The sequence below is a fragment of the Cobetia sp. MM1IDA2H-1 genome (assembly GCF_002916775.2).
In the GTDB taxonomy this organism is placed as follows: Bacteria; Pseudomonadota; Gammaproteobacteria; order Pseudomonadales; family Halomonadaceae; genus Cobetia; species Cobetia marina.
This window is the reverse complement of the sequence record NZ_CM133225.1, coordinates 2,508,255-2,527,667: the sequence shown is the minus strand read 5'-3', so window position 1 is coordinate 2,527,667 and position 19,413 is coordinate 2,508,255. Positions and strand designations below refer to the sequence as shown.

9 protein-coding genes are annotated in these 19,413 nt (G+C 61.7%); 2 read left to right on the top strand and 7 right to left on the bottom strand.

The window, feature by feature from the left end:
• Nucleotides 1-51 precede the first annotated feature (51 nt).
• Nucleotides 52-702: a DsbA family oxidoreductase gene (locus BOH68_RS10695; protein ID WP_077373728.1), complete on the top strand. Its 651-nt coding sequence runs from the start codon at nucleotides 52-54 to the stop codon at nucleotides 700-702.
• Nucleotides 703-857: 155 nt separating this feature from the next.
• Here BOH68_RS10695 and BOH68_RS10690 read toward each other — a convergent pair whose 3' ends face one another.
• On the bottom strand, nucleotides 858-2,234 hold the full coding sequence (locus BOH68_RS10690; RefSeq protein ID WP_374700402.1) for an aminotransferase class I/II-fold pyridoxal phosphate-dependent enzyme: 1,377 nt from the start codon (nucleotides 2,232-2,234) through the stop codon (nucleotides 858-860).
• Nucleotides 2,235-2,514: 280 nt separating this feature from the next.
• A complete protein-coding gene (locus BOH68_RS10685; protein ID WP_077373725.1) occupies nucleotides 2,515-2,853 on the bottom strand; it encodes a hypothetical protein in 339 nt (112 codons plus the stop codon).
• Nucleotides 2,854-3,357: 504 nt separating this feature from the next.
• On the opposite strand from BOH68_RS10685, the gene BOH68_RS10680 reads away from it, so the two are divergent.
• Entirely contained in the window at nucleotides 3,358-4,044 is a 687-nt protein-coding gene (locus BOH68_RS10680) for a Hint domain-containing protein (RefSeq protein ID WP_077373722.1), read from the top strand.
• 101 nt (nucleotides 4,045-4,145) lie between these two features.
• Here the strand turns inward: BOH68_RS10680 and BOH68_RS10675 are convergent, their stop codons facing one another.
• The 5 genes from BOH68_RS10675 to BOH68_RS10655 all read right to left on the bottom strand — a co-directional run bounded on the left by BOH68_RS10675 (nucleotide 4,146) and on the right by BOH68_RS10655 (nucleotide 19,049).
• Nucleotides 4,146-12,281 (bottom strand): type I polyketide synthase, encoded by an 8,136-nt coding sequence (locus tag BOH68_RS10675; protein WP_077373719.1) that lies wholly within the window; start codon nucleotides 12,279-12,281, stop codon nucleotides 4,146-4,148.
• The gene (locus tag BOH68_RS10670) at nucleotides 12,278-14,029 is read right to left on the bottom strand and encodes an LTA synthase family protein (RefSeq protein WP_077373716.1); all 1,752 of its coding nucleotides are present in this window, start codon (nucleotides 14,027-14,029) and stop codon (nucleotides 12,278-12,280) included. The genes BOH68_RS10675 and BOH68_RS10670 overlap by 4 nt, the downstream gene beginning before the upstream one ends.
• Before the next feature lie 125 nt (nucleotides 14,030-14,154).
• A complete protein-coding gene (locus tag BOH68_RS10665; protein ID WP_258038197.1) occupies nucleotides 14,155-15,048 on the bottom strand; it encodes an SDR family NAD(P)-dependent oxidoreductase in 894 nt (297 codons plus the stop codon).
• Between the two features lie 197 nt (nucleotides 15,049-15,245).
• Nucleotides 15,246-16,700, bottom strand: a complete 1,455-nt coding sequence (locus tag BOH68_RS10660; RefSeq protein WP_077373713.1) for a capsule biosynthesis protein — start codon at nucleotides 16,698-16,700, stop codon at nucleotides 15,246-15,248.
• Between the two features lie 3 nt (nucleotides 16,701-16,703).
• Nucleotides 16,704-19,049: a capsular polysaccharide export protein, LipB/KpsS family gene (locus BOH68_RS10655; RefSeq protein WP_077375517.1), complete on the bottom strand. Its 2,346-nt coding sequence runs from the start codon at nucleotides 19,047-19,049 to the stop codon at nucleotides 16,704-16,706.
• Nucleotides 19,050-19,413 lie beyond the last annotated feature (364 nt).

Here is a 19,413-nt window from a genome sequence, read left to right as displayed (position 1 = left end):
GACTATTCACGTGGGGTGAAGGAGGCTACTTCACCACTCAGGAGAACTGACATGCAAGACAAGCTCAAGATCGACATCGTCTCCGACGTGATGTGCCCGTGGTGCGTGATCGGCTACAAGCGCCTCGAGAGCGCCATTCAGTCACTTGGCCTGGAAGATAGCGTCGAGATCGAATGGCAGCCCTTCGAGCTGAATCCGGCCATGCCGGCACACGGCGAGAATCTGCGCGCCCATATCGAGCGCAAGTACGACACCACGCCCAAGGCCAGTGCCGAGGCACGTCGCAATCTGACCGCACTGGCAGCCGAGGAAGGCCTGGTCTTCAATTTCTTCGACGACATGCGCATGGTGAATACCCTCGAGCTCCACGTCCTGCTCGAGTACGCCGCCGAACAGGGCATGCAGCATGACCTGATGATGCAGTTCTACGCTGACTACTTCACCTTGCAGAAGGACATGTCGGACCGCGCCGTGATGGCGGACTCTCTGGCTGCGGTCGGGCTGGATGCCACCGAAGGGCTGGCACAGCTGGACGACCCGGAAGCCCTCCAGCAGGTAAGGGCGCGCGAAGCCCATTGGCAGCAGATGGGTATCTCCAGCGTGCCGACCTTCGTCTTCAATCGTCGCAGCGCCTTGAACGGTGCCCAGCCTAAAGAGGTGTTCGAGCAGGTGTTGAGCGAGCTTTCGGGAGATCAGGCTTGAGGCTCACCGACTGAGGTGCCACTCAAGCACTGATTTTCGGTAGTGACGATCCCGTGACAAAAACGCGGCCCCGCTGAAGAGCAGGGCCGCGTTTTTCGTTCTGAGGGTGTGAAATTGCAGAACTGATCGATCCGTCATGTGTGGGCTGACAACCCTCAGAGCCCTGCCTTGATGTCGTTCAGCTGTTGGATGAGGGTCTCGAGGACGGCATCCACCTGGGCTTCGGTGTGCTCGCAGGAGAGGAAGAAGCGCAGACGGGCGCTCTTCTCCGGCACGGCGGGGTGCAGGATGGGCTGGACGTTGAAGCCGGCCTCGAACAGCTGGTTGGAGAGGCGTGCCGCCACCAGGGAGCTGCCGAGGATGACAGGCACCACCGCGACGCCCAGGCTGTCCCCGATATCCAGCCCCAGCGCACGGGCGCGTGTAAGGAAGTAGCCGGAGACAGCATGCAGGCGGGCGATGCGCAGTCTGGCATCGTCACCCTGGAGCAGTTCGAGGATCTTCAGTGACGGGGCGGCGACCTGCGCCGGCATGCCCACCGAGTAGAGGAAGCCCGGCGCGAAGTAGCGCAGCATGCTGACCAGTTCCTTGCAGCCGGCGATGTAGCCGCCGCAGCCGGACAGCGTCTTGCTCATCGTGCCCATCCAGATATCGACGTCACGCGCAGCGATGTCGAAGTGCTCCCTCAGGCCGAGCCCACGCTCCCCGAGCACGCCGAAGGAGTGGGCTTCATCGACCATCAGCCAGCAGCGGTACTGTTGCTTGAGAGCGATCAGGCGCGGTAGGTCCGGCACGTCGCCGTCCATGCTGTAGAGGCCTTCGGTGACGATCAGCACGCGCTCGAACTTGCCGCGCTGACTGCTGAGCAGGGCTTCCAGCGCGTCCGGGTCGTTGTGCGCGAAGGGCATGCGACGAGCGCCGGAGAGCTGGGCGCCGACCAGCGAGCTGTTGTGGATCCACTCGTCATGCAGGATGAGGTCCTTCGGGCCGAGCAGATAGCCCAGCGTGGACACGTTGGTGGCATGACCGCTGACGAACACCACCGCATCCTCGACCTCGTAGGTGCGCGCCACCGCCGCTTCCAGCTGCCGATGGATCGGACGCTCACCGGAGACGGCGCGTGAGGCCGACACCGAGGTACCGTAATGGGCCGCCGCCTCGGCCGCGGCCTTGATCACCTCGGGATGACGGGAATAGTCGAGGTAGTTGTAGCTGGCGAAGTTGACCAGCTCACGCCCATCGATGCGTGTGGTGGCGCCGGCGCAGCCTTGATGCACGCGAAAGAACGGCTCCGGCACGCCGAAGGCGGCGCCGGCCTGCTGCATCATGCTCAGCTGCTGATAACCGGGCTGGCGATCGAAACGCACGAAGTCATCGCTGATCTGAAGCGGTGTTGGCTTGCTGGCAAACATATCGTCGCCTGCGTCGTCCGCCACGCGAGCGGTCGTTTGGGTACGACGGGCACGCGCCTTGTCCAGCAGCTGTTGTTTCATGTCGCGGGGAGAGAGGCCGGAGGAGTGACGTGTTGCCAAAGAGGAAGTCCTTGAAGTTGAAGCGGTCTTTCCCTTGATGATGATGGGGTGTCGGCAAGAGGGCAAGCCTTTGCGCGCGTGGGAACGAATCTCGATGGGACTTGCTGAGGACCCGCCACATGCGGTTGCGCGCGTGCGGCCGTCGAGTCACCCGTCAGGGCCGCTCAAGCGCCACCCACGATAATGCCCATTACCGATGATGCCATTCCAAATCAAAGCGTTACCACAATGTCAGTAGGGCGGCCATCCGAGGCTGAGCTGCGTAGATGGTCATTGAGGATCACGCAGCAGGGCCGAGGAAATCGCCGGGCATGGCAGTACGAGGTAAATGATCCCTGGCCTTGAGGACAATGTGCGTGTTGAGATCTGCACTCTGCAGGCCGGGATGTTGCCGGATATGCTCATCAATCAGCTGAATCACAAACTCGGCATAGCGAGCAGACGCGAGCTCTAGGGTTGAGACGGTACGCCCCATATGTTGCGCGATCACGAGATACGTGGCGTTTTGTGTTTTTGCGAGGAGCAATGTGAAGCCGTCCGCGCTTGACATGATCGCCAGGGGAGAGTGAGCATTGAGATCTTGATGCTCGTTGATAGATAAGATACGCATTTCGTCCATGAAATTTTCTCCTTAATCCTACCACCTGCCCATGTCGACTCCGGGCATGCTACGCCAGTGCGTATGAAGCGACACTTTTACTCAGTGCGTTCCTTCGTGTGATAAGAAAGGCGCACTTTTATGCAACGTGAAAACAATCTGATCACGCGTCTAATGCTAAGCGTAGCACGGTGTCTGGTAAAACTGCATTAGTATTCTAAAGGGGTGCCGAGCGGTAGTGCTTTGTGGATATTGCTGAGCATGCCGATCTCGTGTTGATGATTTGGCATCAATCGCTCACTTTTTAAAGTTAATAATAAGTAAGTTTTTATTGATTCATTTCATGCTCGCCGAGCGTTAACGTCTTAAGAAATATGTCTTAAAAGCGTAAAGAAAAAGGAATTCTTTGCTATTTTTTTACACACATAAAAACTTGTTAATATACGATACTAAGAATGTAGCATGAGATATATTAGTTGTAATAAACTTTAGTCTTAGTCTCATAATTCATAGGGAGTATGTATCATGGCACTATTGGACGTAAGTGTTGGAGATAGCGATACCGATGATAGCAATGATGTCATTGATGTCGACCTACTGGATTCTGATGGTCTGATATCTGTTGATATCAACTGTTTTGCCAAAGGAACAGAAATCATGACCCCCAAGGGCGCTCGACCGATAGAAACGCTTCAGGTGGGCGATGACATCATGACAGCGGAAAACCGAACGATAAGCATCAAGTGGATAGGTCGGCAGACCACCAGGCCCAAGGATTTCAACGAGAACCTGCAAGCTATCAAGATCCGAAAGCACGCCATTGCCCATGGCGTTCCGACATCTGATCTGGTCCTCACGGCAGGGCACGGTATTGTTGTTGATGATCTGTTGATCAACGCTAGTGTGTTGGTGAATGGAAGCTCCATTGACTATGTCCCTTTAGAGGAATTGGACGACGAAGTCACTTATTACCATATCGAGTCATGGGGACATGAAACCATCCTCGCCAATGGGACTCCGGCAGAGACGTATATTGACTATAAGGATAGGGCATCCTTTGATAATTATGATGAGTATCTCGCACTTTATAAATCAGAAGCGAGAATTCAAGAAATGTGTCGTCCTAGAATCTCAGCTCGTCGTCTTCTGCCCATGCAAGTATGCCAGCGTTTAGGGATTGATATTGGAATGGATCATTCGCTGATGGCTTAATCGCAGTTTCGTAATGAAAAAGACCAGCCGACATTAAGTGGGCTGGTCTTTTTTATCGAGTACTATAGCGAAACTACTACCTTAGCTACTATAGATTGTCACTATTTTACGGCAGACGCCTCGTTTAGGGGGATTGGGACATGGTCTTCACCATGCACTTTGGCGAGTTGTGCCAAAGTACTGCTTGGCTGCTGAGGTTCGTCCACTTCTTCTTCACGTGACATCTTTTGGGCGATCTTGTCGGCTAGACGCCACAGGGTGGCAGCCTCGCTGATCATCATTACCGGAATGCTGATGCCCAGACGCGCCTCCACCGCCGTCATTAGCTCGACCCCCATCAGCGAGTCGAAGCCCATGTCATAGACGCTCTTGTTGACGTCGATGGCGGCCACGTCGATCAGCAGGATCTTGCTCAGCTCGCCCTTGAGGATCTCGACGATGGCGGTCTGCAACGCCTCACCGCTCAAGCCCGCCAGGGCCGCGGCGATATCGTCCTGCTGCGCCTGACTGCCGTCATCGTCTCCGGCGCGCCGTGCGATCTCGTCAAAGCGCGGTGTCGCGGCCGTGGGCAGGAAGCGCGCCAGCGCTCCCCATTCCAGTTCCAGCACGCCCAGCGAGCGACCCGGCTTGCCGAGTGCCAGTGCCTGCTGATCCGAGACGATCATCTCGCCGAGACAGGCCAGGGCGTGATCCGCCATCAGCGCATCACCGCCCAGACGATTCTTGAGCGCTTCGCGAGTCTTCTCGTTGCGCGCCAGGAATCCGGCATCCTCGATCGCGCCCCAGCGGGCACAGGTGGCTGGCAGGCCACGCGCACGACGACTGGCGGCGAGCCCTTCCAGCCAGTGATTGGCTGCTACGTAGACACTCTGACCGGGATTGCCGAACAGCGTGGTCGCCGAGGAGTAGAGCACGAAGAAGTCCAGCGCATGCTCGGCACTCAAACGATCCAGCAGGCGTGCGCCTTCGAGTTTCGGGGTCATCACCCGCTGGATGCGCTCGGCGTCCAGATGGCGGATCAGCGCATCGTCGATCACCGCCGCGGCATGGATGATGCCCTTGAGCGGCGCGATGGCATCTTTCGCCTCACTGGCATCCCCCGACGTGATGAAGCGTGAGAACACGGCCGTGAGCGCCGCTTCATCGGCGACGTCGCAGGCCAGCGCATGCACACGCACGCCTTGTGCCTCGAGACGCGCGACACCTGCCTGAGCCTCGTCACTGGCAGCGCCGGAGCGCCCCAGCAACACCAGTTCTCGGGCGCCTTGTGCGGCCAGCCACTCGGCGCTGCGCAGCCCGAAGCCCCCGAGACCGCCGGTGACCAGATAGCTGGCCGCCGGGTCGAGGTGCAGCTCGCCGGACTGCACCGCCAAGCCGCCGGTGGTCATGACAGAAGTCCCGGAACCGGCTGGAGCAGATTGCGACTCGCTCAGCGGTGCCGCGAGGGAGCGCTGGGTGACCACCACCTTGCCGATCTGGCGGGCCTGCTGCATGTAGCGGAAGGCTTCCACCACCTGGCTGGCATCGAAGGTGGTGTAGGGCAGCGGCGCGAGGGTGCCATTCTCGAACAGCGCCATCATCTCGCGGAACAGGCGCGTGGTCAGGCACGGGCATTCCTTCATCAACTGATCAGAGTCGATACCGAAGTAGCTCAGGTTGTTGCGGAACGGGCGCAGCCCCATCGGGGTGTTCTCGTAGAAGTCACGCTTGCCCAGCTCACAGAAGCGCCCGAAGGGCTTGAGCACGCGCAGATTCTGGACGATGGCCTCACCGGCCAGCGAGTTGAGCACCACGTCGACACCACGTGCATCCACGCTCGGATCGCGCTGCTGGCGGGCGGCGAGATCGGCCAGGATGTCCTCCGCGAAGCCGTGGCTGCGCGAGTCATAGACGTTCTCGATGCCCATCAGCGCCAGGAAGTCACGCTTGGCGGGCGAACCGACGGTGGCGAACACCTCGGCGCCCAGCCACTCGGCGATCTGCAGCGCCGCGATGCCCACCCCTCCGGCAGCCCCGTGGATCAGCACCTTCTCGCCGGCTTCCAGACGCGCCAGATGCTTGAGGGCGTAGTAGACGGTGAAGAAGGTGGTCGGGATGGTCGCTGCCGCTTCCAGACTGACGCCCTGAGGCACGCGGGCCAGCGCGGTATCCACGATCACCAGACGGTCGGAGAAGCTGGCGGGGCCGAAGCCGACCACCCGCTCACCGACCGCGAATTCGGCGTTGTCACCGGCGCGTGTCACCACACCGGAGAACTCGAGTCCCAGGCTTGGGCCGGAGAAGCCGTGCTCGATGGCTTCATCCGACAGCAGCCCCAGGGTGTACATCACGTCGCGGAAGTTGAGGCCGGTGGCCTCGACACGTACCTCGACGTCACCGCGTGCCACCTCGGGCAGGTGACGCGGCTGCCACTCGAGATTGCGCAGCTGGCCCGGCTGACTGAAGCCCAGACTCACGCTGCGGCGATCTTTCCGGGCTGTCTCGCTCTGGCCTGCCGCCGTCTCGTGGGATGCCTGCTCGGCGGCCATCGCAAGCCTTGCCTGTGCAGGGGCTGTCACCTGACGCAGGCGCGTCGCGAAGCGGGCGCCATTGGCATCCAGCACGACTTCCTGCTCGTGATCCGGGGCTTCGATTTCCTGTACCAGCGCGTTGATCAAGGCTGATGTGCTGACGGCGTCGCTTCCCAGCGTCGGCGTGTCCAGCAGGCGGATATCCAGTGACTGGCTCTCGTTGGCCAGGCTGCGCGCATAGCCCCAGCTGGCGGCATCTGCAGGCGCCTCGGTCGCAGCCGCATCCCCCGAGGGCGGTGACTGCCACATGGCGGCCACATCATGCGTGAGCACCCACAGGGTCGGCGCCACCAGACTGTCATCCTGTTCCTGCGCCGCCTCGAAGGCCTGGGTGACCTCGGTGAGCAGCTGCTGGCGGGCACATTGCCGGGCGTTGGTGGCAGCGGCGTCGCTGGCCTTGGCCGGCAGCGCGACCAGATGATCGACGCTCGAGAAGCGAGCGAATAGCGCCTCCGGGGTGTCTTGCGGCGGCAGCGTCACGTGCGCCACCTGATGGCCACGCGCCTCCAGGGATTGCGACAGCAACGAGATCAGCGCCTGGTCCGCAGCCGCCTGTGGGGTATCCAGCAGCGCGATCTTCATAGACGTCTGTGGCGCATCTGACTGAGCGGAGTCCTCGGCCATCGCTTTGCTCGCGGCCAGGCACCAGGCACCGGACATCGGCGTCGCGCTGGTATCCGTCGCCGGCAGGCTCAGGCCAAGCTGGCCGAGCAGACGCTGCCACTGGACCATGCCCGGATGACTGCGCAGCTGCTCGCCATCATCCAGTGCCATTATCGGGCCGCTCCAGGCGGCTGGCTCACAGCCACACAGCAGGACTTCTGCGCCGGGTGCCAGGCGCTGCACCAGCTGACTGAGCAGCTCGCGGGCCTGAGACGGCGCTTCCATGTCCAGATGCACGATGGCGACCTGCACCGGCGCCTGGGGGCTTTCCCAGCCCTCGCTGGCGGTGACATCGATCAGCGGCAGGTCTTCCTGCAGGCGCTGGGCCTCGCCGAACGCATTCTGGCTGGCGGCGAGGAATGTGTAATCCAGCGCATCGAAAGACGGTTCACGCCGGTCGGCGAGACGCAGTGCTTCCAGTCGCTGTCCCAGCCACGGGCCGCCGGCACCGAGTTCCAGCACCGACAGACGCTGGCCCGAGGGCAGTTCACTCAGGCTGCGGGCGAGACGTTGATCCAGCTGCGCGCTCAGCCACTGCCAGCCGGCATTGCCGACGGCGGTCTTGAGCAGGCTGGGGATCAACGGCTGGCGCAACTGTGCCAGTGCCGCTTCGGCGTCCTGGGTGAGGGGGTCAGTGGCGAGGCCCTCTACGCCGGAGACTTGAGCGGTAGGCAAGAGCTGCTCGGCCTCGTCGAGGGCATCGGTGGCGTCGGCTTCAGACTCAGCCCCGGACCCGGACTCGCCCAACGGTGTGCCGCCCATCGGCATGCCACGGTTGAGCCATTCGTCCAGGTGCAGATGCAGGCGGCCTGCCGCATGCGTCAGCGGGAACTGCCCCGGATAGTCACGAACCAGCAGCTGCCAGATGTCGCGGGCCGCCGGCAGGTCCAGCGGGTGGATCTGCCAGTCGCCGCTCTCGCGGGATTCGGTCAAGCCCTGGGCACTCGCCCAGTCGAGCAGCACGCGGGTGAACAGCGGGCTGCGGCGCTGCCAGCGGGACAGTGCCTCGTGATCCAGGTGCGGGGCTGCCGGATCGCCCGGCGCCGCGTGGCGCATCAGTGTCTCGTGCACGCTGGCGAGCATCAGGCTGTCGAGCAGCGGTTCCAGCTCATCACGGAAGCGTTGGCTGTCTTCCAGCGGATGAGTGTTGTCGTCGCTGTGGGCAAGCTCGGGCGCCATCGCCTCGGCGACCAGCGATTCCAGCGCCAGGGCGGCGGCAGGGCGCGGACTCAACGGATGCGGCGCCGCCGTCAGGGCGATATCCAGATAATCGAGGTGGGCCGTGCCATCGCGACCCAGACGCACGGCCCGGAAGCGCGCTTCCTCGGCAACGGCCACGGCGCGCCCGTCAGCATCGTAGAGCTCGAAATCGGCACACAGCGAATGCGGACCGCGCGAGCGCAGGACCACGCGGGCGATAGTGATCTGTGAGGCACGTACCTGCTCACGCACCTGCAGGCGGCCGACCCGCACCGGTACGAAGGCCATGCCATCGCTGGCAGCCGTCTGGCCCTTGAGCACGCCCAGCAGCGGGATGAACAGCTGGAAGGCGCTGTCGAGCACCCCGGGGTGCAGGTGGAAGTCACCGTCCTGCATGAGCATTTCCGGGGTCAGCGCGAAGCGCGCCAGCACCTGCGGGGCTGCGCCGACGGTGTGCCTGTTGACTGCGCCTTCGCTGCCACGCTCGACCCAGATCTGCTCGGCGGCGCGGAAGTGCGGGCCGTAGTGCAGGCCCAGCCGGGCGGCGGCCGCGATGTGAGCCTCGCGATCCAGGTCGGCGGCACGCGTGGGCAACGCCGGGGCGCGACGCTCCAGCAGACGGCCACGCGTGGCCGTAAAGGCGCGCGCTACCGCATGCAGGTTCCACTTGTCGGCATCTTCGGCGCGGGTCTCGCGGCTTTCCAGGCGCATAGCACCGTTGCGGCTGTCGAGTGACAGACGCGTCAGGCGCAGGGTGGTGTCATCGAGCAGCAGCGGGGCGCGAATCTCGAAGTCCTCGAGATCCAGCACGTCGGGCAGGGAATCCTCCTCCGCGCTAGCGGCCTGCCATTCGTGGGCGGCCGCCAGACACTGCTCCAGATAGCCGGCTCCCGGGAAGACGGCACTTTCGCCGACCTGGTGATCGGCCAGCCACGCGACCTTGCGGGTATCGAGCTGCGCCTCCCAGGTCAGCTGCTGCTGAGCGAGACGATAGCCGAGCAGCGGATGCACGTAATGGCGTTCCAGCAGGCGCTGGCCTTCGCTGGTGGTCTTCACCCAGCATGGCGTGCGCTGCCAGGGATAGGTCGGCAGGTCGACGAAGCGACCGGCCACCGGGAACAGGCGAGTGAGATCCACCGCACCGGAGAGCAGCAGGCGGCCACGCAGATGCTCCAGCGCTTCCAGGCCATCATGACGGCGCTCCAGACTGACCAGCACCTGTCCCGCCGGCGCCTCGTCACTGCGCGCCTTGAGCACATCATTCAGATAGCTGCGCAGAATCGGATGAGCACCGATCTCGACCAGCAGACGATGACGGCCAAGGCCCGCCTCGCTGGCGGTCTGCCAGCTGACCAGACGCGTGACGGCGGCCTCGAACTGCACCGGCTGACGGATGTTCTCCCACCAGTAGCTGGCGTCCAGGCGCTCGCCTTCGATCACGCTGCCGGTGACGGTGGAGAGGAAGGGAATGCGGGTGGCGCGGGGCGTCAGCCCTTCGAGGGAGGCGAGCAGGCCGTCCTTGATCGGGTCCATCGCCGGGCTGTGGAAGGCATAGTCGAGCCCCAGCACGCGGGCGAAGGTGCCCTGTGCGGAAAGCTCGGCACTCAGGGCCTCGAGCCGTTCACGATCGCCGGCCAGCGTGGTGCCGCGCGGGCCGTTGATGCCAGCCAGTGACAGCGAGGCCCATTGTGGCAGTTCCAGCCACTCGCACATCTCGCTCTCACCCAGGCCCACCGCCATCATCGCGCCGCTGCCGCGGGTGCGTCCCTGATGGTGGCTGCGCTGGAAGATGACACGGGTCGCCTGCTCGAGGCTCAAGGCACCGCTGGCCCAGGCCGCCGCCACTTCGCCCACGCTGTGGCCGGTGACGGCCACCGGCTGGATGCCGCGTTCGATCAGCCATTCGGTGATCGCCACCTGCAGGGCGAACAGGGTCGGTTGGGCGATCTCGGTGGCGTCGAGGCGGTTCTCGCCGTCCTCGACCAGGCTGCCGTCCAGTTCCTTGAGCAGCTCGAAGCCATTGAACTCGCGGAAGGCCGCATCCAGTCGGGTCAGGCAGGCGCGCACGCTGGCGGATTCCTGCATCAGAGTGCGACCCATGCCGGCCCACTGACAGCCATTGCCGGAATACACGAATACCGGCCCACGCTCGCGAGTGAGTGAGGGCGCACCGGCCGCCTTGCGCGGCGAGGCACCGTTGTCACTCTCGGCGGGCAGCGGGGCGAGGCGGTCCGCCAGGGTGATGCGCGGATGATCGCCAAGCGCAGCGTCACCGCCCAGGGTCTCGAGGTCCTCGATCAGCTGCTCCAGGCTGTCTGCACTCAGCAGCGCGCCGTGCACGTGATGCTCACGGCGGGCCGCCAGGTGCCAAGCGAGGTCGTAGAGGCTCGGGGCGGCATCGTGCGCCTGCGTCTCACGCAGGTGCTCGGCCAGCTCGCGCGCCATCTGTCTGAGCGCCTCGGGGGAGCGGGCGCTCATGCGCAGCGGCGGCGTCTGTTCACCGTCAGCCGGCGGTTGCGCTACCGCCGGCTCGGGGGCACTTTCCAGCAGCACGTGGGCGTTGGCGCCGCCGAAGCCGAAGGAGTTGACCCCGACCACCAGACGGCCGGAGGCCTTGAGCTTGCGCGGCTGGGTGACGATGTCGAGATTCCACTCGTCGCTGCGAATCTTCGGATTCAGACGCTGGATCTTGATGGTGGCCGGCACTTCGCGGTGGGCGATCACACCCAGCGCCTTGGCCAGCCCCGCCACGCCGGAGGCCGTCTCCAGGTGGCCCATGTTGCTCTTGATCGAGCCGATCGGCAGCGGGCTTGAGCGCTTCTGGCCGATGGCGGCACCGATGGCGTGGGTTTCCAGTGGGTCACCGACGGCGGTGCCGGTACCGTGGGCCTCGAGGTAGTCGATCTCGTCCGGGCTGATGCCAGCCTGCTCGCAGGCCAGTTCCATCAACTGGATCTGCGCCGCCGGGTTGGGCACGGTCAGGCCGGACTTGTAGCCATCGGTATTGACCACGGAAGAGGCCACCACGGCGAGAATGCGATCGCCATCGGCGATGGCTTGATCGAGATTCTTGAGCAGGAAGACACCGCCGCCTTCGGAGCGCGCATAGCCATCACCGGCTTCATCGAAGACCTGACAGCGGCCGGTCCTCGACAGCATGGTGGCCTTGGAGAAGATCAGGAAGCCGTAAGGGTGCAGGTGCAGGCTGATGCCGCCGGTCAGTGCCATGTCGGTCTCGCCGCTGCGGATCGACTGGCAGGCCTGATGGAAGGCGACCATTGAAGAAGAGCAGGCGGTATCCAGTGACAGGCTCGGGCCGTGCAGGTCGAAGGCATACGACAAACGGTTGGAGGCCACGCTGGAGGTATTGCCGGTAGCGGTATTCGGGCCGATGGCGCTGAGGTCATCCGCCATGCGATAGGAGTAATCCAGGCTCGCGATGCCCATGAAGACACCACAGCGTGAGCCGCGCATCTTCTCGGCGGAGATGCCGGCGTGCTCGATGGCCTCCCAACTCATTTCCAGCAGCATGCGCTGCTGGGGATCCATGCTGGCGGCTTCGCGCGGGCTGATGCCGAAGAACGCTGGGTCAAAACCCGTGATATCGCCCAGTGAACCGGCGGCGAAGCTGTAGCTCATCCCCGGGGCTTTCTTATCCGGGTGCAAAAGGGAGTCCTTGCTCCAGCGGTCATCGGCGACTTCGGTCACCATGTCCTTGCCGGCCAGGAGGTCGTCCCACAGAGTGGCCTGAGTGGTGCCGGGGAAACGGCTGGCAGCGCCGATGATGGCAACGCGTCGGGTCATGAGAGGCTCCTGAACTTCTGAGTCGCGGCGCTGTGGCGAGCATGACGGGCGGTCGCCTCCAGCAGCGCACTTCCTAATGTGTCGATATTGGTGACGCGCGGGTCGCCCTTGCGGCATTGCTCGTCAGTCTTGAAAGGCCCGTCGCTATCGAGGGCCCATTCCATCAGCTCCGGGTCCTTGTCGCGCACGGTCGCCATGGTCTGGCGCGCGGTGTCGTCGGATTCCGGCAGGGCGCTGGACCAGATGAAGCAATCGGTCACGCCATTGGGTTCTCCCAGGGTCGCGTAAACCTCGGGCATGATCGGTACATGATCCCCATAGAAACACAGCAGCCCGCCGCGCGGCAGTCTGGAAAGCGCCGTGGTCAGTTGGCCGATCATCGCATCGGCGTTGACCAGGTGACGCAGATAGATGCCAAGCTCCTGACAGTTGTCCGGCAGATCGCCGTCATGCCACTCCGACAGGCGAGCCGTGTCCAATGGCTCCAGATGCAGTGGCCCGTGATTCTCCATGGTGATCACCTGGATGAACAACGGGGTATCGCCCGCGGCCAGCAGACAGTCTTCCACCTTGGCGGCCACGGCGGCATCGCTGATGTACTGACCACACCTGTCGGCATCGCTGAAGTGCGCGATGTCGAGGAATTCATCGAAGCCCATGCGCTTGAGCACCTGATTGCGCAGATAGAAGGTGCCCGGATACGGGTGGATACACAGGGTGCGATAGCCCAGCGCCTTGTAGCTGGCGGCCAGATTGGAGACATCACGCCTGGCCAGCTGGTGGTAGGGGTTGAACATGTGCACGCCGAGCTGCTCGGCGGTCAGGCCGGTAAGGAAGGCCGTCTCGGTGCGCACGGTATTGGCACCCCAGGCCGGTACGGCCAGCCGCCCGCAGGGTAGCCCCTGAGACAGGGCGGTGAAGTGACAGCGGTCCAGATTCGGCAGCAGGTCATCGCGCACCGCGGGGTAGACGCGGCGCGCATCGAAGAAGGATTCGCTCTGAACGCTCACCACGTGGGGCAGACAGCCTTGTGCAGCTTCGTTGCCGATCGCCTCCAGCGCCTCACGCGCCGTCTGCCCAGCCGTCTGCAGGGGATCGTGATCCGGCATCAGCGGACGACGGGCCAGGCGAGCGTATGCCAACAGATAGGCGACCATGCCGCGCTCACGCAGGTCATATTCCGGGAACAGCATGATGTCTCGAGTCAGTCGATTGCCGAGCGCATAGGTCATGGCGCCGCTCGCCAGCAGCAGGGCGATCAGCGGTACCAGCCAGGCGCTGGTGTCATCGGCGTAGCGCGCAGAGAACCCCAGCGCGGGTTCCAGCCACAGACCCGTCCCGATCGCCAGTGCGCCGGCGCAGAGGGCGGCAATCGTCAGGCCGATGCCGAAGAAGGGGATATACAGCCGGGGATGCTTGATGGCGTCGGTGAAATACTCGAAGTCCTGGCTCAGGAAAGGCTCACGCAGCGAGACGTATTTGGTGTGACTGACCTGCAGCACCACCAGCCACAGGGCATTGACGACCACCACGGAAAACCACGGGCGTTGCGTGATTATGGTGCACAGTGCCCAGCTCGCGCACCAATACCCCACATGGGCGAGTTGGGCGCTCCAGGCCCGGCGCCAGAAGACCACTGGTGCCGAGTCCATCTGGCGCAGGATCAGATGCTCCAGCACCAGCGTGACTAGTAGGCCTGCCAGCAGTGGCCAGATCATGAAAGACACGAACGCAATGACAAACTCCATGTAATGCCGACCTCGTTAGCTCTGCCAAAGCAGCAGCTGTGTAATGTTCTGGCGCAGACCGAAACCGTCTGGAACCCTGCCCGCGATGCCTGGCATGCGTCGGACAGGGCGGGGGAGGCAGCCATTCAGTGAGTGTAATTGAACCATCCCAGCAGACGCTGTGAGATACCGGCTGGCAGCACACTGAGCCACCAGCAGCCGAAATTGAGCGGGAAGGGGAAGCTGATACGTGCCCGGTTGCGTGCCGCACCCTTGAGAATACGGCGTGCGGCTTGCTCGGCAGGCATCTCGAAAGGTTTGGGGCCCGGCATCGATTCACACATCGGGGAGGTAACATAGCCGGGCATCACCACCGTCACGCCGACCCCGAACGGTTTTAGCCAGCTTCTCAGTCCTTCCCCGTAGGCTTTGACTGCTGCCTTGCTACCGCTGTAGCTCGGCGTGAGTGCCAGGCCGTGCCAAGCGGCAAGCGAGCTGAGCAGCACCAGTTGGCCGCTGCCTCGCGCCTTCATCGCCATGGCCAGATGATGCGCCATGCCGAAGGTGCCCACCACGTTGGTCTGCAGCAGGCGACGCGCGTCTTCCCAGCGCTCGCCATTGCCCTGGGGGCCGATGTCGGTGTTCATGCCGGCATTGGCGATGGCGATGTCCGGTACCCCGTATGCGCAGACCTCATCCAGCCAGGTGAAGAGTGTCTCTTCATCGCACAGGTTGAGTACCGTGCACTCCACCTCGGCACCCAGTGCGCGACATTCGCCGGCAATGGCATCCAGCTTGCGCTGCTTGCGACCGGTGAGGATCAGCGTGGTGCCACGGGCGGCATAGGCGCGCGCGAGCGCACCGCCGATCTCGCCGGTCGCGCCCGTGATCAGCACGCGGCGCAGGGCAGTGGCGGGACGCGAATTCTGCTGCGGTGCGCTATCTAGACCTTGCTTTCCTTCACGCTGCTCGGTGGTCGTGGTGTCATCCCGTGCGGACGGTGCTTGGGTGTCAGGCTGCTGCGGGGGCATTGCCGTCATGCTCGTCTCCCTTGAATCCCGACACTCTCGGTCGGCAGTTCCCTTGCGTTGTTTATGGTCGTTCTTTTGAGGCCCAGAGGTAGACACGGGGCGTGACTACAGGGGGATTTCTCCAAAGCGTCATACAAGCTCTCACAGTCGACAATGGCTCCCTGCCAGTGACTCCAGTTCAATGACTAGGGCTACAGTACAGAGGCTTAGCAGCGACTCAACATTTGCTCCAATGGCGAGCGTTCCGCACACAGTATCTTCGAGGCTCCAGTAACCGCGAGTTCCATGCCAGGCTTACTGTAGAACCCCCCATTGAGTTGAACGGTATGGATGACAGTATTGCGGAATTGCCGAAACAGCGTTGTATCTGGCTTCTCGCCATAGGCCCAGAATTCATGCAATGCCCCCTGGAAGGTCAGGCCGGGCAGATTGAAGATCGGATCACCCATGCAGTAGGTTGGACATCGATATTGCAACGCAACGTTTCCAGCGGTGCTGTTGACGGTGATCATTCCCTTTGCATGCTGCAGCAGGTGCTCAAGGTTTCCGCTTTCCAGATAGATGATGCGGCCGATCACATCATACCGGCGCTCAAGTTTACGAATTAGCTTCGGATAGTCTACGAGCCCCATGTCCAGTGGATGGTTCTTGATCACCAAGCGCGCGCCGAGTGGTGCGTTCAAAGCAAAGCTCTTCATCACCCGTTGGATGACCTCCTGCATATTGGAGAAGCGTGAGTGATGCCGAATCTGGGCATCAGTATTGAGCTGTAGCGGTAGTAGATAAAAAGGGGCGCCACTATGCATCAGCTGTTCGATGCGCCCGGCATCCCGTCGCTTATACCAGCGCATCAACGGTAGGCGTGTCGCATAGCCACAGTACTCTTCTGCAGCATTGATACTATGTGGTCGATAGCGTGGGAACAGCAGTGGATTGGCGGCACCCGCTAGATGATAGGTCATATCGTGACGAGCACGTTCCCAGAAGGAAGACTTGAAGCGTTGAGGTGTTGGGGCGTCGTCTAGCTGCCTGCCCACCTCACGGAACCAGTCTGGGTCTCGCGGCAACAGGGAGTGGCCATTGACGCCCTCGCGCTCCAGCGTCACCCAGAAAGGACGGAAGTAGCCTTCCTCGAAGACATGGGTGCGAATCCCGAAGTATTCCGCCTTGAGTACAGCGGCCCGATGCACAGGACGACGATCCCCAAACAGGACCTGATCCGTCACATGGTGCTTGCGCCATAGTTCGGCGATCCATTCGCCGAGGTCTTCACTCCGGCCTCGATAGGCGTAGGCCTTTTCGTGACGCCAGTAGAAGCTGTCACCACTGTTGAAGTTGACCTTGATGACCTCGTGACCATCCCGCTTGAGCCTGTGTGCTAGATGCAGGAAGAAGGGCGAGCAGACCCCTTGCAGCAAAAGGAAGACCCTACGTCGTCCAAAGCTTGGATGCTTGCCAAAGTGGTGTGATGTCGACGTGGGAGCTTGTCCTGAAGTTAATGCAGTAGGAGAGGGATGTACCAAGTTACCGTCTTCTGACAGCTTGAAGCGCAAGGGAAGTTTTGACGCATCATTATCTATTGCGCTGTCAAGCTCTTCTGCAAGCGATAAGCTTGAGAATGGCGAACTGTTGATCGGTAACGCTAGACTTCCTTGTCGCATAGGTCAGTGCTTTCCGATGAAGAGTGCGCGATAGCTGCGGTAGAGCCTTGTTTTCCAAGGCAGCGAATAGTTGTTGCCGCCATTTCTCAGCATGGCGCGCTGTTGTTCCAGAATCGTGACAACCGTCTCGGCGTTGCAGTGATGCCCGTACACTGGGTCCACGTATAGTGGGTACTCGATCAGGGCACCCGCCACCAGCGCATCCAGACTCAGGCGCCGTGTGCGACGTTCACAGCTGACGCGATCATGGGTCAGCCCCCAGCCGGCATAGAAGGGCAGTCCGTGAGTCGTGACTTCCACTCCGCGCAACAGTGCCTCGAAGCCCGCCAGGGAACACAGCGTGTGGACATGATCGACCTGTTCGAACAGCTGGCAGATATCTCCCGAGGTCAACACCAGGTCCTCTGGCGTGTTCTCGCCGGACATCTCCCCACGCCGCCCACCAGAGACAACGTCAGGATGCGGTTTGTAGATCATGTAGGCATCAGGATGCAATTCCCGCGCCGCTTCCAGCAGCTCAAGGTGGGTCTTGATGCCCGGGCAGGCATGACGGATCGAGGCGTCCGACTCCACCTGGCCGACCACCAGCACGATCTCGCGCTCGCCGGCCAGGGCTCGCAGGTCAAGCAGGGTGTCATGTTCTGCATTGTACTTGCTCAGCCCAAGCGCAACGATGCGCTCCCGCAGACGCCGCGCACGCGCAAGTTCGGCGTCGTCAAACTCGTGGTACTCAAGCCAGTTCTCCAGCGTGCTGGCACGCTGGGCATCGAAATGCATCGCCTTGTCGTCGACGATCAAAGACAGGGGGCGGGCGAGATCCACCCCCAAACCGATCGAGCGCAGAAAACCGTCTTCGATGTGCCAGAGATCGCCTCCCAGATTTTTGACTGATTTGACGAATCCCGGTGTGGTCCTGCTGGCCCAGCTGAGAACGCGAGAGGGAGAAGACTGCGCGGAGGTGGCGTTAGTGAGCGTCTCCAGCGCTTGAGACTCTCGGCGAGTGAAATCGCATCTTGCCCAAGGGCCGAGAAATGCTGGCAAGAACCCACGCTTCCAGCGCGAGTAGCCAGGTGCGATCCAATGGCCTGCCATATATTCACTCTGGCGTTTCTGGTCTGCCAGCAGCTGAAGGACCTCCTCCAGCGAAGCGCGCTCTCCCGTGTAGGGGTTGGCATAGCGAGAATACTCGAGGTACGCCGCGGCGAAGACCTGTTCCAGACGGCGTGATTCGCCGCGGCGCTCGCATGCTTGGCGATCCTCGGTCAGCCCCCAGCCGGCATAGAAGGGCAGGCCATGACAGGTCACCGGTAGGCCGGCCAGCAGCGCCTCGAAGCCCAGCTGGCTGGTCACCACATGCACGGCGTCCACCTGGTCGAAGAGCGACCAGGGATTGATGTCGTCGCTGAGCAAAGTACACCCCTGTCGGCGCGCCTCTTCCACCAGATAGCCCTGCTTCTTGCCGGCGATCACATCCGGGTGCGTCTTCACCCACACTTCGGTCTCGGGCTCAGCGCAGACTTCTCTCAGCATGTCGAGAAAGGTCGCCTGCGTTGCCATGCCGCCTTCTATCGAGGCATCGCCGGATGTCTGGTCCACCACCAGCACGCGACGCATCTTCTTCTTGGCGGGCAGCTGCCGCTCCGGAGCATGGTTGTACTTGCTCAGGCGCTGATGGCGTAGAAGTTGCATGCCGTTACGTGCACGCATCAGAAGCGTTTCGTTCTGGCGCCCAGGCGCCTCATGAATCAGTTGCTCTAGGTCGCTCGGCTGGTGGGCGTCGTAATAGATACCCTGATGATCAACCACCATTGACATGGCGGGATAGCCAGCGCTTGCCAGCGTGAGTGAGCGCACGAAGCCGTCTTCCAGTGCGATATAGGGCAGCATATGTTTATTGGCATACGCGCGAGCATGGGCCGCCGTTACCTTATGGCCCCATCCGACAACAGCGCTAAAGTTAGTGCGGAAAATATCGCATACATTAGTATTTTTTTTACTACTAAAGGCGAATGCCGAAGAGGGGGGGGGGGCCTTGGTAGGCGTTGTTTTATGGCGAAGTAAAAAGGTAAAAAGTGGTAATTTTGTTACATTTTTCCCGGGCGCATGTGTGGTAGTGATGGCGTTTTTCGGGCGACACGAGGTGCAGTGACATGCAGGCGGACGGCATGCCACGCCGAGAGATGCCGCAATGCCGACCTTCTTCAGTGGCAATAGCTCCGGAATGAAAACCTCAAGGTGAGGCTGGCGAAAGATTCCACGTGAAAAACACAGTGTCTGCCGGGAAGCCCCGCATATTGGGGGGAGGCGACGATTCGAAGGGGCCGCGTGAGAGGTGCAGCGAGACTGCATGAAAAGCCACCATCTGTGTTTTTTGATTGCGACCAGCATGCAAGATATCCGTTGCACTGTGAAAAAGTGACTGCTCACTCGTGGTGATGGTGATGTCATTGCCGTTCTTGCAGTATTACCGTTGACGCAGAGTCCGCAAATAGGGAAAGTACGCAAAGTGACGGATGAATTCAATCAAAGTCTTCGTGGATGAAGCTGGTAGCAGGCGAATGATTAGTCTGAGCGTTTTGCCTCATGTTAGTCTTATTAACTGCATGCTTTAGTGGCATGAGATTTGCTGCTAATGTGTCCCGCTTCGATAGAGAATGTCTCCTCGGCAAGCTCGGTGGGTCAAGCACTCATGAATGAACGGGCTGAGCAGAGA